We start from the raw sequence: 14,991 nt of genomic DNA on the forward strand, positions 1-14,991 counted from the left end.
TAGGGCGGATTAAGGGTTCAGGTCTTGCAGTTCGAGCGTCAGCGGCTCAGGGCCGGACAGCTTGACCCGCTCATGGGCGGCCAGCGACAGGGTCGCGCCGACCACGTTCGGGCGAATCGGCAGTTCGCCTGCGTCCAGGTCCAGCAGGCAGACCAGGGTCACGCTGGCCGGGCGGCCGTAGTCGAACAGTTCGTTCATGGCGGCGCGGATAGTGCGGCCGCTCATCAGTACGTCGTCGATCAGTACCAGATGCTGGCCTTCGATCTCGAAGGGCAGGGCTGACGGGCGCACTTGCGGGTGCAGGCCGTTCTGGCTGAAGTCATCGCGGTAGAAGGAAACATCCAGCGTGCCCAGCGGCGCATCGCTGCCCAGCTCCTTGAGCAGGGCCTGCGCCACCCAGATACCACCGGTGCGGATGCCGATGTAACGCGGTTCGCTGATATCACGTTGGGCAAGGTGCGCCTTGAGGCGGGTCGCCATCTGGCTGATCAGATCGGCGGGATTTGGCAGGCTCATGGTTGCTCCTTCTTGGGATCGAGCCGGGTCCTTGGACGCGGCTCGGGTCGTAGCTCAAAAGAAAAGCGCCGAAGCGCTTGTCAGGATTCAAACAAAGCAGTGTTTTCATCGAGCCAGCCCTGCAACAGCAGGGCGGCGGCGATGGCGTCCACCGGGTTGTCGCGGTAACTGCCTTTTTGTCCGCCACGCACCAGTCGCTCGCCTTTGGCTTCGAAGGTGGTCAGGCGTTCGTCGTGGGTATAGAACGGCACGTTGAAGCGGCCATTGAGGCGCCGGGCGAATTTCTCCGCGCGCAGGCACATTTCGCTGGGCGTGCCGTCCATGTTCAGTGGCAGGCCGACCACCACGGCGTCGGGTTTCCACTCCTTGAACAGCGCTTCGACCTGGTTCCAGTCGGGAACACCGTTCTGCGCTTTCAGGGTGCACAGCTCGCGGGCCTGGCCGGTAATCACCTGGCCGACCGCGACGCCGATCTGTTTGGTGCCGTAGTCGAAGCCGAGAATCAGACGCAGGGCCATCAGGCGTGCCCCGCCTGGCTGGTCAGCAGGCTGAGGTTGATCCCCAAATGCTTGGCCGCCGCTTCCAGACGCAGCTCGCTGCTGGTGTTGAACAGGATGTCGGCATCGTATGGGCAGGTCAGCCAGGCGTTGTCGGCGAGTTCCGCTTCCAGTTGCCCGGCTTCCCAACCGGCATAGCCGAGGGCGATCACGCTTTTCGCCGGGCCGACGCCGTCAGCGATGGCGAACAGCACGTCCTGCGAGGTGGACAGCGCCAGATCACCGTCCAGCTCGACAGTGGCCTGAAAGGTCTTGCCCGCCGGGTGCAGGACGAAACCGCGATCGGTCTGCACCGGGCCGCCGATGAAGATCGGTACATGCTGGCATAGCGCTGGCGGATCGATGTCCGGGCGCAATTGCTCGAGAATATCAGCCAGATTCAGCTCTTGCGGTCGATTGACCACCAGCCCCATGGCGCCATTGGCCGTGTGCTCGACGATGTAGGTCAAGGTGTGGGCAAAGTTCGGGTCGGCCATGTGCGGCATGGCGATCAGGAAGTGATGCTTGAGGTAGCTGGGGCTGACGTTTTTCATGAGCGATAGTGTGGCGTTCGGGGGGCAAACTGACAAGCTGGAGATGCTGACAACAACATAGATCCCTTGTTGGAACAGAGCTTTGTGGTGAGGGGATTTATCCCCGATCGGCTGCGAAGCGGTCGCAACACCATCACGCACGGTGTGTCAGGCAGATCATGTCAATGTATTCAGGGCAGCTTCGCGCCCCATCGGGGATAAATCCCCTCGCCACAATGAATCACATCGTCACAGAAATATTCAGTTGCTGGAGAGCTTGTCGCCCCGGGCGAATTTCCAGGTGCGGATGATTTCCAGTCGGTCGATATCCGACAGATCGCCGGTAAACGGTGCAAACGGCGCCGCCAGCCGGACGATGCGCTGCGCGGCCTGATCCAGTAGCGGCTGGCCGGAGGACTCGAGCACCAGTACTTCATACAACGAGCCGTCGCGGTTGATCGAGACCATCAGGCGCAGGTTGCCGTAAATCTGCTTGCGCCGGGCTTCTTCCGGGTAATTGAGGTTGCCGATGCGCTCGACCTTCTTGCGCCAGTCATCCTTGTACCAGGCGCCCTTGTCGCGCATGGTCGAGGCGGCGCTCAAGCGGTGAATCCGCGGGCGCTTGGCGTACAACTGTTGTTCGTTGGCCAGTTCCGCTTCGAGGCTGGCGATGTCGCTGGACAGCTGCGAGCTGTCGAACGTCGGCGCGTTGACCGCAGGTTTGGTCTCGGTTTTGGTTTCTTCTTTCTTGGTCGGCGCCTTTTGCTGTTTCGGCGCCACCGTGGTCACCGCAGCCTTGGGCGCTGCTTCGCGCACTTCCGGCTTGGCGGCCGGAGGCGGTGTGACCTTCTTGACCTGATTGTCCTGGAACGGCGCGACCTCGGTGGTCTTGGGAATCGCCTTCTTGTCGAGGGTGCCGCTGCCTTCCTGGTTTTCCTGCGCGAGGAAATCAGCCTTTTTCGGCTTGGTTTCGCTCTTGAAGGTGGCGAGGGTGATTTCCAGGGTTTTGCTGATCTGCTTGGGCTCGACCATGGTAAAGCCGACGCCGAGCAGCAGCGCCAAATGAATCAGCGCCGCGAGAAACAGGGTAAATCCGAGGCGATCGGCCGGGCGCACGCCACGGTGGGCGAGTTCTGCGGGCAGATCGGACGGGAGGGTCATGACAAGAAAACCAACATCGCGTTTTTCAGAGGCTGCGCATGATAACGCAATGTTGGTTTCACGCCTTGGGCTTCACGCTTCAAGCGACAAGCTGCATGTGACACACGTCAAGCTTGCGGCTTTTTGCCGGCGGCTTGCAGCTTCTTGTCGATGGCATCCATCAGCATGCCGCCGATGTCGGTAGCGAAAGCATTGTCGATCTCGCGGATGCAGGTCGGGCTGGTGACGTTGATTTCGGTGAGGTTTTCGCCGATCACGTCCAGACCGACGAACAGCAGACCTTTCTCGCGCAGGGTCGGGCCGACCTGGGCGGCGATCCAGCGATCCTTGTCGGTCAGCGGCCGCGCTTCGCCACGACCACCGGCCGCGAGGTTGCCACGGGTTTCGCCTTGCGCCGGAATTCGCGCCAGGCAGTAATCCACCGGCTCGCCGTCGATCATCAGGATGCGTTTGTCGCCGTCCTTGATTGCCGGCAGGTAGGCCTGGCCCATGATCTGCTGATTGCCGAGGGCGGTCAGGGTTTCCAGAATCACCGACAGGTTCGGATCGCCGGCGCGGTGACGGAAAATCGAAGTGCCGCCCATGCCGTCCAGCGGCTTGAGGATCACGTCGCCATGCTTGGCGGCGAATTCACGCAGCACGTCGGCGCGGCGGCTGACCACGGTTGGCGGGGTGCACTGCGGGAACAGCGTGGCGAACAGTTTTTCGTTGCAGTCGCGCAGGCTCTGCGGCTTGTTGACCACCAGCACGCCAGCGGTTTCGGCCTGTTCCAGCAAGTAGGTGGAGTAGACGAACTCCATGTCGAACGGCGGATCCTTGCGCATCAGGATCACGTCGAGGTCGCTCAGCAGGTTGTCCTGCTCGGCGTCCAGTTCGAACCATTTTTCCGGGTTGGCGAAGACTTTCAGCGGCTTCATGCGCGCCCGGGCCTGACCTTCGGCCTGATACAGGTCGCGCTGCTCCATGTAGAACAGTTCCCAGCCACGTTTCTGCGCGGCCAGCAGCATGGCCAGCGAGCTATCCTTTTTATAGGAAATGCTGGCGATAGGGTCCATGACAATCCCGACGCGAACGCTCATTGGGTTTTCCTCGAAAATTGGCTACCGGATCGGTATTGAAAAAGTGCCGCCAGAGTGGCGCTGGCAGGGTTTTCGGTCAAGGAAAAACCCGTCGATAGATTGCATCTGGAGACTGTGCTAAAAAGGCTGGCATAGCGTGCTGGCCCTTGAGCATCAAGGGTTTCCAGCCATTACTCATCGCAAAACGGACAATTTGATTCGCAAAGGCGACGGTAGAGCCCTCTTATGGAACAGCAGTCCAGCGCCTTGAAGGTCATGGTGATCGATGACTCGAAAACGATTCGTCGCACCGCCGAAACGCTGTTGAAAAATGTGGGCTGCGAAGTCATCACGGCGATCGATGGCTTCGACGCTTTGGCGAAGATCGCCGACCACCACCCCGGGATCATTTTTGTCGACATCATGATGCCGCGTCTGGATGGTTATCAGACCTGCGCTTTAATCAAGAACAACAGTGCGTTCAAGGCCACGCCGGTGATCATGCTGTCGTCGCGTGACGGGCTGTTCGACAAGGCCAAGGGGCGGATTGTCGGTTCTGATCAATTTTTGACCAAGCCTTTCAGCAAGGAAGAACTGCTCGACGCGATTCAGGCCCATGTTCCGGGCTTCGCCGCCGTTTTGCCGCAGTAAGACACGTACAGTGACGCTCGGCCAGCGGGCCGGGAGTCGACAAGAAAAATGGGGAAGACCATGGCACGTATCCTGATCGTCGATGATTCGCCGACTGAAATGTACAAACTCACCGGCATGCTGGAAAAGCACGGCCATGAAGTGCTCAAGGCCGAAAACGGCGCCGACGGCGTGGCCCTGGCCCGTCAGGAAAAACCCGACGCCGTGCTGATGGACATCGTCATGCCCGGCCTCAACGGCTTCCAGGCCACCCGGCAACTGACCAAGGATGCCGAGACCAGCCATATTCCGGTGATCATCATCACCACCAAGGATCAGGAAACCGACAAGGTCTGGGGCACGCGCCAGGGCGCGAAGGATTACCTGACCAAACCGGTCGAAGAAGACATGCTGATCAAGACCCTGAACAACGTGCTGGCCGGTTGATCGCGCGGCCATGAACCAGTCGCTGACCGCGTTCGAGCTGCTGTGGCAGATCGACCAGCGCTGCCGTCTGCTGGCGGCGGATCTGCCGTCGCAGCCCGGCCGTCAGGATCGCTGGAGCGGCATCGGTTTTCGCCTCGGCGAGCATTGGTACGTGACGCCGATGGGCGAAGTCAGCGAAGTGCTGCACGAACCGCGCTGCACTCAGTTGCCCGGGGTCAAGCCGTGGGTCAAAGGGGTGGCTAACCTGCGTGGGCGCTTGCTGCCGATCATGGACCTGTGCGGCTTCTTCGGTCACGAGCTGTCGCCGCTGCGCAAGCAGCGCAGGGTATTGGTGGTGGAGCACAACGACGTGTTCGCCGGGCTGCTGGTCGATGAGGTGTTCGGTTTGCAGCACTTCGAGCAGGACAGCTTCGAACCGATCTCGATCAGCAAGCGCCAGGGTTCCAAGGCGGAGTTCGTCAAAGGCTATTTCCGGCGCGAGCAGAACTGGCGGGGGTTCAGCCTGTTTGCGCTGGCCAGATCGCCGGTGTTCATGAGCGTCGCAATTTAGTCGAAACACCACCCAAACCTGTGGGAGCGGGCTTGCCCGCGATGGCGTCAGATCAGTCGCCAGAGATGTCGGATGTGCCGGCCTCATCGCGGGCAAGCCCGCTCCCACAGGGTTTTCGGTGAGCTTTAAATGGCGCGGGAATAGGCGAGGACCGATGACAAAGGCAAAAACAGGCAAATCGGCGGAAGGGTCGCGCAGTCGCTCGCAGATCATCGTGCTGTTCATCGCACTGATCGTGTTCATCATGCTGCTGTTCGCCAACTTCGCCTACCTCAACACCCAGGCCAACTACGACAAGCAGTACATCGGCCACGCCGGTGAGCTGCGCGTGCTGTCGCAACGCATCGCCAAGAACGCCACCGAGGCGGCTGCCGGGAAGGCCGCTGCGTTCAAGCTGCTGAGCGATGCGCGCAACGATTTTGCCCAGCGCTGGGGTTACCTGAAGAAGGGCGACCCGGCCACCGGCCTGCCGCCCGCACCCGCCACCGTGCGCCCGGAAATGCGCGCGGTGCAGCTGGACTGGGAACGCCTGCTGAAAAACACCGATGCGATTCTCTCCAGCGAACAGACCGTGCTCTCGCTGCATCAAGTCGCCGCGACGCTGGCCGAAACCGTGCCGCAGTTGCAGATCGAATACGAAAAAGTCGTCGAGATCCTTCTGCAGCGCGGCGCCCCGGCAGCGCAGGTGGCGATGGCCCAGCGCCAATCGCTGCTGGCTGAACGCATTCTCGGCGCGGTGAACACCGTGCTGGCCGGTGACGAAAACTCGCAGCAGGCTGCCGACGCTTTTGGCCGCGATGCCACCCGTTTCGGCCAGGTGCTCAACGGCATGTTGCAGGGTAACCCGACCCTGAAAATCAGCCAGGTCGAAGACCGTGATGCCCGTGCGCGGCTGAGTGAAATTTCCGAGCTGTTCCAGTTCGTCTCCGGCTCCGTGGATGAAATTCTCGAAACCTCGCCGGAGCTGTTCAAGGTCCGGGAGTCGGCGAGCAATATCTTCAGCCTGTCGCAGACCCTGCTCGACGAAGCCTCGCACCTCGCCAGCGGTTTCGAAAACCTTGCCGGCGGGCGCAACACCGACACCATTGGCGGCTACGTGCTGGGCTTGCTGGCGCTGGCCTCGATCATCCTGATCGGCATGGTCATGGTTCGTGAAACCAATCGCCAGTTGCGCGAGACCGCCGAGAAGAACGAACGCAATCAGAACGCGATCATGCGCCTGCTCGACGAGATCGAAGACCTCGCCGACGGTGACCTGACCGTAACCGCCTCGGTGACCGAAGACTTCACCGGGACCATCGCCGATTCGATCAACTACTCGGTCGACCAACTGCGCGATCTGGTCGCCACCATCAACCTCACCGCCGGCCAGGTCGCCGCCGCCGTGCAGGAAACCCAGGCCACCGCCATGCACCTGGCCCAGGCCTCGGAACATCAGGCGCAGCAGATTTCCGAAGCCTCGACCGCGATCAGCGACATGGCTCAGTCGATCGATCAGGTCTCGGCCAACGCCGCTGAATCCTCGGCGGTGGCCGAGCGCTCGGTGGAAATCGCCAACAAGGGCAATGAGGTGGTGCACAACACCATCCACGGCATGGACAACATCCGCGAACAGATTCAGGACACCGCCAAACGCATCAAGCGTCTGGGCGAGTCGTCGCAGGAAATCGGCGACATCGTCAGCCTGATCGACGACATTGCCGACCAGACCAACATCCTCGCGCTCAACGCGGCGATTCAGGCCTCGATGGCCGGGGATGCCGGACGCGGTTTTGCCGTGGTCGCCGACGAAGTGCAGCGACTGGCCGAACGTTCGTCCGCCGCCACCCGGCAGATCGAAACCCTGGTGCGGGCGATTCAGACCGACACCAACGAAGCGGTGATTTCCATGGAGCAGACCACCACCGAAGTGGTGCGCGGCGCCCGACTGGCGCAGGATGCCGGTGTGGCTCTGGAAGAAATCGAAGGCGTTTCGAAAACCCTCGCCGCGTTGATTCAAAGCATCTCCAACGCGGCGCAGCAGCAGACCTCGTCGGCCGGGCAGATCTCGCTGACGATGAACGTGATCCAGCAGATCACCTCGCAGACCTCGTCCGGCTCCACCGCCACCGCCGAGAGCATCGGCAATCTGGCGAAAATGGCCAGTCAGCTGCGCCGTTCGGTATCCGGTTTCACCTTGCCGTCGGCGTCCGCGACGGACAAGGCGTGAGTGGAGTGGTTATGGGTGACCGGCACGACTATGTGGCCCTCGAATGGGTCAAGGGCGAAATTGCCGAAACGCTGAAACAGGCGCATCAGGCGATTGAAACCGTGCTCGATGATTCGCAGGCGTTTCCTGGGCTGGACGAGTGCCTTGACTACGTCCATCAGGTGCACGGCAGTCTGCAGATGGTTGAGTTCTATGGCGCCGCCTTGCTTGCCGAAGAGATGGAACATCTGATCGAGGCCCTGCAGCACGAACGCGTCAGCCATCGCGACGAAGCCCTGCACCTGCTGCTGCAAGCCCTCGGGCAACTGCCGATCTACCTCGATCGCGTGCAGAGTGCCCGCCGCGATCTGCCCTTGGTGGTGCTGCCGCTGATCAACGATCTGCGCAGCGCCCGGGGTGAAAGCCTGCTCTCGGAAACCAGCCTGTTCAGCCCGCAACTGCCCGAACTGGCGCCGCTCAGCGATGCAGCGCTGGCGCTGCTGGAGCCAGCGGAACTGCCGAACGTGCTGCGCAAGTTGCGCCAGATGCTGCAAATGGCGCTGGTCGGTCTGTTGCGCGAGCAGGATGACCAGACGCATCTGGACTACCTGGCGAAAGTCTTCAACCGACTTGAAGCCTTGAGCGGCGACGCGCCGTTGAGCCCCTTGTGGCAAGTGGTATCGGCGCTGGTCGAAGGCATGCGCGAAGGCGTCATCGCCCACAGCCCGGCGCTGCGCAGCCTGTTCAAGGATGCCGACAAGGAACTCAAGCGCCTGCTCGAACAAGGCATGCGCGGCCTCAATCAGCCGCCGCCTGCGGAGCTGCTCAAAAGTCTGCTGTTCTATATTGCCAAAGCCGAACATCCCACCGGGCAGATGCTGACCATGAAAGATCGCTACTCCCTGGACGACGCGTTGCCCGACAGCGCGATGCTCGACGAAGAACGCGCGCGCCTGGCCGGTCCCGACCGCGATGCGATGCGCTCGGTGCTCACGGCATTGTGTGAAGAACTGGTGCGGGTCAAGGAACGCCTTGATCTGTTCGTGCGCAGCGACCGCCAGCATGCCTCCGACCTGGAGAGCCTGCTGGCGCCACTGCGGCAGATCGCCGACACCCTGGCGGTGCTCGGTTTCGGCCAGCCGCGTAAAGTCATCATCGATCAACTGGCAGTGGTGCTCAGCCTCGCTCAAGGCCAGCGCGAACCGAGTGACGCCACACTGATGGATGTGGCCGGCGCCTTGCTCTACGTCGAAGCGAATCTCGCCGGGATGGTCGGCAAGGTGGAGCCGGAAAGCCCCGAAGACGCGCGTTTGCCGACCACCGACCTGACGCAGATCCACCAGATCGTGATCAAGGAAGCGCGCATCTGTCTGCAACAGGCCAAGGACATGATCGTCGACTATATCGACGCCGACTGGGATCGCCAGCAACTGCAACCGTTGCCGGAGCTGCTGACCCAGGTGCGCGGCGCGCTGGCGATGATTCCGCTGAGCCGGGCGGCGAGCCTGGTCGAGGCCTGCAACCGTTTCATCCGCGAGCACCTGCTGCTCGATCCCCACGAGCCAGGTTGGCAGCAGCTGGATAATCTGGCCGACGTCATCACCAGCCTTGAGTATTACCTCGAGCGTCTGAGCGACGATCCGCAGGCGCCGAACGAGCAATTGCTGGACGTCGCGCAGAAGAGCCTCGCCAGCCTCGGTTTTTTTCCCAAGGACCCGCTCGACGAGCAGCCCCGCGAACCGCGTGTGCCGCTGCTTGACGACGTGCTCAGCCCCGGCGAAGCGCGGGTGATGCAGGACCTGCAAGCGCTGGATGACCCCGAAACGGTGCAGTCGCTGGCCGATGTGCTGGCCAGCCCGGTGTCGGCGCTCAACCCGCCGGCACGGATCACCCCCGGCAGCCTGATGCCGCCGCCCGCCGATGAAGAACCGGTGGACGATGAACTGCGCGAAGTGTTCCTCGAGGAGACCGACGAGGTGCTCGAGGTCCTGCACGAATACCTGCCGCGCTGGTCGGCCGACACCGATGATCGCGCCGCGCTGACCGAACTGCGTCGTGCCTTCCACACCTTGAAGGGCAGCGGGCGCATGGTTCGCGCGTTGATCCTTGGCGAGCTGGCGTGGGCGGTGGAAAACCTGCTCAACCGCGTGCTGGAACACAGCGTCGAGCCCGGCCCGCAGGTTCAGCAGTTGCTTCAGGACAGCGTGCTGTTGCTGCCGGAGCTGATCAACGAATTCGCCACTCAGCGCCAGCGTCAGCGCAGCGATGTCGATCAACTCGCGGCCCGTGCGCACGCTCTGGCCAAAGGCGATCAAGCATTGGCCGAAGAAGACGTCGCCGACGTTGCCGCGCTTGATCCGCTGTTGCTGGAGATCTTCCGCAACGAGGCCGAAACCCACCTCGCCAGCCTCAACCGTTTCCTCGATCAGGCCGCCGAGCATGTGCCGCTGCAGGCCAGCGACGAGTTGCAGCGCGCCTTGCACACCCTCAAGGGCAGTGCGTCGATGGCCGGTGTGCTGCCGATTGCCGAGCTGGCGGCGCCGCTGGATCAACTGGCCCGCGAGTTCAAGGCGCATCAGTTGCCACTCGATCTGGACGAAGTGGAATTGCTGCTCGAAGCCGAAGGCCTGTTCCGGGTTGGCCTGCGTCAGCTCAAGCATGATCCGCTGGCGCCGATTGTCGGTGCGCAGTCGCTGATCAAACGCACGGGCACACTGCTCGCCGAACGTCTGGAAGCGATCCTCAATGCGCCGAATACCGGCCTGCGGGTCAAGCGCGATCCGCAACTGATCAACAACTTTCTCGCTCAGGGCATGGACATCCTGCTCGACGCCGAAAGCCTGTTGCAACGTTGGCAGCAGCACCCCGGCGAGCGCCAGGAACTCAGCGCGCTGCTGGATGAACTGACCACTTTGGGCGAAGGCGCACACCTCGCCGATCTGCTGCCGGTCGACGTCCTGTGCGAAGCCTTGCTCGACCTCTATGGCGCGGTGGAAGAAAGCAGCCTGGCGGTCAGTGAGCGGTTTTTCCAGGAGGCGCAGAATGCTCACGAAGCGCTGATCAACATGCTCGACGAACTGGCCGCCGGCCAGGAAGTCACGCCGCAGCCGCAACGTATCCGCGCCCTGCACGAACTGCTCGATGAAAGCCTCGACCCCACCTCCATGGGGCTGATCCGCAGCGACGGCAGCCGCACCTTGAGCATCCATGAGCTGGGCGCCGCGACCGCCGAACTTGCCCAGGCCAATCCCGAGACCGCTCCCGACGACGAGATCGTCGAGATCTTCCTCGAAGAGGCGGTGGACATTCTCGACAGCGCCGGCCAGGCCTTGCAGCGCTGGTTGAGCGATCCGGACAACAGTGCGCCGCTGTCGTCGTTGCAGCGCGACTTGCACACCCTCAAGGGTGGCGCGCGAATGGCCGAGGTCGATGCCATCGGCGATCTGGCCCATGAGCTGGAAGGTCTTTACGAAGGGCTGGTGGATCGTCGCTACAGTCACAGCGAGAGGCTGGGCCGTTTGCTGCACAAGAGTCATGACCGCCTGGCCTTGTTGCTGGAGCAGTTGCAGGATCATCAGCCACTGCGCCCGGCGCAGGAGCTGATCGAGGCGATCCGCCAGTTCCGTCAGGGCGCATCCGGCAGTGCCGAAGCCGCGCAACCGGCCGCCGAGCACGACAGCGCCGCGCATGACCCGGAGCTGCTGGAGATCTTCCTCGAAGAAGGTTTCGACATCATCGAAAACTCCGGCGCGGCGTTGCTGCGCTGGCAGGCCGAGCCGGGCAATCGCCAGGAAGTGGAAACCCTGCTGCGCGATCTGCACACTCTCAAGGGCGGCGCACGGATGGTCGAGATCGGCCCGATCGGCGACCTTGCCCATGAGCTGGAATACCTTTACGAAAGCCTCGCCACCGGTGTGCTGCAACCGTCCGCCGAACTGTTTGCGCTGGTGCAACGCGGGCATGACCGCCTGGCGCAAATGCTCGACGGCGTGCGCGCGGGACAGCCGTGCCCGCCAGCAGATCGACTGATCAGCGCGATCCAGAACTTCAGCCACCCGGTGACGCCCGACACGCCGCCGCTGGTACCGGTTGTGGTCAAGACCGAAGCTGCGGCGCCGGCCGTCGACGCCGGTGCGGACATGGTCAAGGTCTCCGCCGAACTGCTTGATGAGCTGGTCAATCTGGCCGGTGAAACCTCGATTTTCCGTGGGCGTATCGAGCAGCAGGTCAGCGATGCGCAAACCGCGCTGAACGAGATGGAAACCACCATCGAGCGCATGCGCGATCAGTTGCGCCGGCTCGATACCGAAACCCAGGGGCGGATTCTCAGCCGACAGCAGGTCGATGCCGAACGCCTCGGTTACGAAGAATTCGATCCGCTGGAAATGGACCGTCATTCGCAGTTGCAGCAACTGTCACGTGCGCTGTTCGAATCCGCCTCCGACCTGCTCGACCTCAAGGAAACCCTCGACCGCCGCAACCACGACGCCGAGAACCTGTTGCAGCAACAGGGGCGGATCAACACCGAATTGCAGGAAGGCCTGATGCGCACGCGCATGGTGCCGTTCGAGCGCATGTTGCCGCGGCTCAAGCGCATCGTGCGTCAGGTCGCCGAAGAGCTGAACAAGGACGTTGCGTTCATCATCGACAACGCCGAAGGCGAGATGGACCGCAACGTGCTGGAGCGCATGGCCGCGCCGCTGGAACACATGCTGCGTAATGCCGTCGATCACGGTCTGGAGTCTGCCGAAGTGCGGCTGGCGGCGGGCAAGCCGGCGCAGGGCACGATCAGCCTGGACCTGTCCCGCGAGGGCGGCGACATCGTTTTCGATATCCGCGATGACGGCGCCGGTGTGCCGCTGGATGCGGTGCGGCGCAAGGCGATCAAGCGTGGTTTGCTGGCGCCGGATGCCGAGATCAGCGACCGCGATGTGTTGCAGTTCATCCTGCAGCCGGGATTCTCCACCGCTGAAAAGATCACCCAGATTTCCGGACGCGGCGTCGGCATGGACGTGGTCCACGAAGAAGTCCGCCAGCTCGGCGGCACCATGAGCATCGACTCGGTGCCCGGGCAGGGTGTGCATTTCCGCATTCGCTTGCCGTTCACCGTATCGGTCAACCGTGCACTGATGGTGCAGAGCGGCGAGGATCAATACGCGATTCCGCTGAACACCATTGAAGGCATCGTCCGCGTGTTGCCGAATGATCTGGAAGGGCATTACCGCAATGATCCGCCGAGCTATCACTACGGCGGCCAGCGTTACGAGTTGTGCTATCTGGGCGAGCTGCTGAAAACCGCACCACGGCCGAAACTGCTCGGCCAGAGTCTGCCGTTGCCAGTGCTGCTGGTGCAGTGCAATGACCGGCACATCGCGGTGCAGGTGGACGCGATGGCCGGCACTCGCGAGATCGTGGTCAAGAGCCTCGGCCCGCAGTTCGGTGCGGTGCAGGGCGTGTCGGGGGCGACGATTCTCGGCGATGGCCGGGTGGTGTTGATTCTTGACCTGCTGGCGCCGATCCGCGCGATGCAGGCGCGGGTCGCGCAGCGTCCGGCGCACGCGGAAATCGACAGCGAGCCGCACAAACCGCTGCTGGTGCTGGTGGTCGACGACTCGGTCACCGTGCGCAAGGTCACCAGCCGTTTGCTCGAACGCCACGGCATGAACGTGCTGACCGCCAAGGACGGGGTCGATGCCATGCTGCTGCTCGAAGAACACATGCCGGACCTGATGCTGCTCGACATCGAAATGCCGCGCATGGACGGCTTCGAAGTCGCCACCCAGGTGCGCAATGACGAACGCCTGCAACACCTGCCGATCATCATGATCACCTCGCGCACCGGGCAGAAACACCGCGACCGCGCGATGGCCATCGGCGTCAACGACTACCTCGGCAAGCCGTACCAGGAATCGGTGCTGCTCGAAAGCATTGCCCACTGGAGCAAGAAACATGCATGAGCGCCGCCACAACGCGCGCACCAGTCAACTCACCGGCCTGCTGCTGCCGCTGGCCGACCGTAATCTGATCCTGCCTAACGTCGCTGTCGCTGAGTTGATCGACTATCAGGCCAGCGCGTTCGATCTGGACACACCGCCGTGGTATCTGGGACGGGTGAAGTGGCGTGAGCGGCAGATTCCGCTGCTGAGTTTCGAGTCGGCCTGCGGGCAGAAAATCGTCATTGGTGAGCGCGCGCGAATCGTCATCCTCAATGCCCTCGGCGGCTTGCCGCAGCTGAAATTCATTGCGCTGCTGGTGCAGGGGATTCCGCGCTCGTACAAGCTCGACAGTCAGTTGAGTTATGTCGATGTGCCGTTGTGTGCGCTGGAGCAGGCGGCGGTGCAAGTCGGGGAGCAAGTGGCCAAGGTGCCGGATTTGTTGGGGTTGGAGCAGTTGTTGGTGGATGCGGGTCTCGTCCACTGATCCTGAGTTTGTGGTGATCTTGCTGGCCTCTTCGCGAGCAGGCTCGCTCCCACATTGGATCTTCAGTGAACACAGATTTTGGACACGACCCAGATCCCCTGTGGGAGCGAGCCTGCTCGCGAAGGCGCCAGTCGCCTCACCTCAATCCGACAGACAAATCCTCAATTTCTACAGCGCAATAAACACACTTCAGTCCAGCTGTTTAAAGACATCCAGTGTTACGCCTCACCAGCCTACAAATCCTTGCGCCGCTGCCTACGCATGCACCAGAATCCGCCGGCTTGTGCGCCCTCGGCAGGCTGCGTAACTTGATCCCGTCACTGATTCCCAGTGATCGGGTTTAGCAGCTCGTGGTTAATCTAAGGGTGCACATACATCATCGTCAGGCTCAGTGCCTGCATTCGATGGCGGCTGTGCGCAGGGCGCTTCGGCGCGCCGGCTTCCTTAGGTTCCCCGGTCTGCTAACCTGCGTTCAGCTGCCACCCCTTCTTTTAGCAGAGAAGCGGTTCCAGCTTTATTTCGGAACCTGAGAATGATTAAACCAACACCAAGTCCGCCGCCAACAGATGCGGCGTCCCCCTACGAAGCCCCCGACTCGAAGAAATTCCACGAAGCCGCCGAACACGCGCTCGACCATTACCTCGGCCCGCCAAAAGCCGACCTCATGGCTGCGCCGTACACCCCCAACACGCTGTACATGGTCAACCCCGACGCCGACAGCGAATCCCTGCTGGCCGACGCCAGCGAAACCCTCGGCTCGGCTACGGTGATGCTCAACAACCATGCAGCAATGGTGCAAGGCACGCACCGCAAGACTGTGCAAGGTATTGCGCAGGTGGTGATGGTGGCGGAGATGGCCGTCAACCGTTTGTTGGACAGGTTGGTGCCGACGGAGTGATTTAAAAGCCAACCCTCACCCCAGCCCTCTCCCTGTATGTACCGGACACATGGT

The 14,991-nt window shown here is 62.2% G+C and carries 12 protein-coding genes; 7 read left to right on the plus strand and 5 right to left on the minus strand.

All coding sequences use genetic code 11. From position 1 onward, the window contains the following. Positions 1-9: 9 nt before the first annotated feature. From pyrR to gshB, 5 genes are all read right to left on the minus strand, one after another. Complete coding sequence (pyrR, locus tag PseAD21_RS24420) at positions 10-516, minus strand: bifunctional pyr operon transcriptional regulator/uracil phosphoribosyltransferase PyrR (RefSeq protein WP_102358364.1); 507 nt, start codon at positions 514-516, stop codon at positions 10-12. Between the two features lie 80 nt (positions 517-596). Then, complete coding sequence (gene ruvX / locus PseAD21_RS24425; RefSeq protein WP_003229101.1) at positions 597-1,034, minus strand: Holliday junction resolvase RuvX; 438 nt, start codon at positions 1,032-1,034, stop codon at positions 597-599. After that, positions 1,034-1,606 (minus strand): YqgE/AlgH family protein, encoded by a 573-nt coding sequence (locus tag PseAD21_RS24430; protein ID WP_102358365.1) that lies wholly within the window; start codon positions 1,604-1,606, stop codon positions 1,034-1,036. Before PseAD21_RS24430 ends, ruvX begins: the two co-directional genes overlap by 1 nt. 240 nt (positions 1,607-1,846) lie before the next feature. Further along, entirely contained in the window at positions 1,847-2,746 is a 900-nt protein-coding gene (locus tag PseAD21_RS24435; RefSeq protein WP_007964106.1) for an energy transducer TonB, read from the minus strand. Between the two features lie 107 nt (positions 2,747-2,853). Then, positions 2,854-3,825: a glutathione synthase gene (gshB, locus tag PseAD21_RS24440; protein ID WP_102358366.1), complete on the minus strand. Its 972-nt coding sequence runs from the start codon at positions 3,823-3,825 to the stop codon at positions 2,854-2,856. Between the two features lie 225 nt (positions 3,826-4,050). Between gshB and pilG the strand changes: the two genes are divergently transcribed. The 7 genes from pilG to PseAD21_RS24480 all read left to right on the plus strand — a co-directional run bounded on the left by pilG (position 4,051) and on the right by PseAD21_RS24480 (position 14,937). After that, positions 4,051-4,455: a twitching motility response regulator PilG gene (gene pilG, locus PseAD21_RS24445; RefSeq protein ID WP_003229093.1), complete on the plus strand. Its 405-nt coding sequence runs from the start codon at positions 4,051-4,053 to the stop codon at positions 4,453-4,455. Between the two features lie 60 nt (positions 4,456-4,515). Then, on the plus strand, positions 4,516-4,881 hold the full coding sequence (pilH, locus tag PseAD21_RS24450) for a twitching motility response regulator PilH (RefSeq protein ID WP_025109154.1): 366 nt from the start codon (positions 4,516-4,518) through the stop codon (positions 4,879-4,881). Between the two features lie 10 nt (positions 4,882-4,891). Next, positions 4,892-5,431 carry a chemotaxis protein CheW gene (locus PseAD21_RS24455; RefSeq protein WP_102358367.1) on the plus strand — a complete coding sequence of 180 codons (540 nt, stop codon included), beginning with the start codon at positions 4,892-4,894 and terminating at the stop codon, positions 5,429-5,431. Positions 5,432-5,585: 154 nt separating this feature from the next. Then, positions 5,586-7,640, plus strand: a complete 2,055-nt coding sequence (locus PseAD21_RS24465; protein ID WP_102358368.1) for a methyl-accepting chemotaxis protein — start codon at positions 5,586-5,588, stop codon at positions 7,638-7,640. 11 nt (positions 7,641-7,651) lie between these two features. Then, on the plus strand, positions 7,652-13,576 hold the full coding sequence (locus PseAD21_RS24470) for an Hpt domain-containing protein (RefSeq protein WP_102358369.1): 5,925 nt from the start codon (positions 7,652-7,654) through the stop codon (positions 13,574-13,576). Further along, entirely contained in the window at positions 13,569-14,039 is a 471-nt protein-coding gene (locus PseAD21_RS24475; protein ID WP_102358370.1) for a chemotaxis protein CheW, read from the plus strand. The genes PseAD21_RS24470 and PseAD21_RS24475 overlap by 8 nt, the downstream gene beginning before the upstream one ends. A 532-nt stretch (positions 14,040-14,571) precedes the next feature. After that, positions 14,572-14,937, plus strand: coding sequence for a DUF6124 family protein (locus PseAD21_RS24480; protein WP_102358371.1), 366 nt, complete (start codon positions 14,572-14,574; stop codon positions 14,935-14,937). The last annotated feature ends 54 nt before the right edge of the window (positions 14,938-14,991 follow it).

The sequence above is a fragment of the Pseudomonas sp. AD21 genome, from assembly GCF_002878485.1.
Classification (GTDB): Bacteria; Pseudomonadota; Gammaproteobacteria; order Pseudomonadales; family Pseudomonadaceae; genus Aquipseudomonas.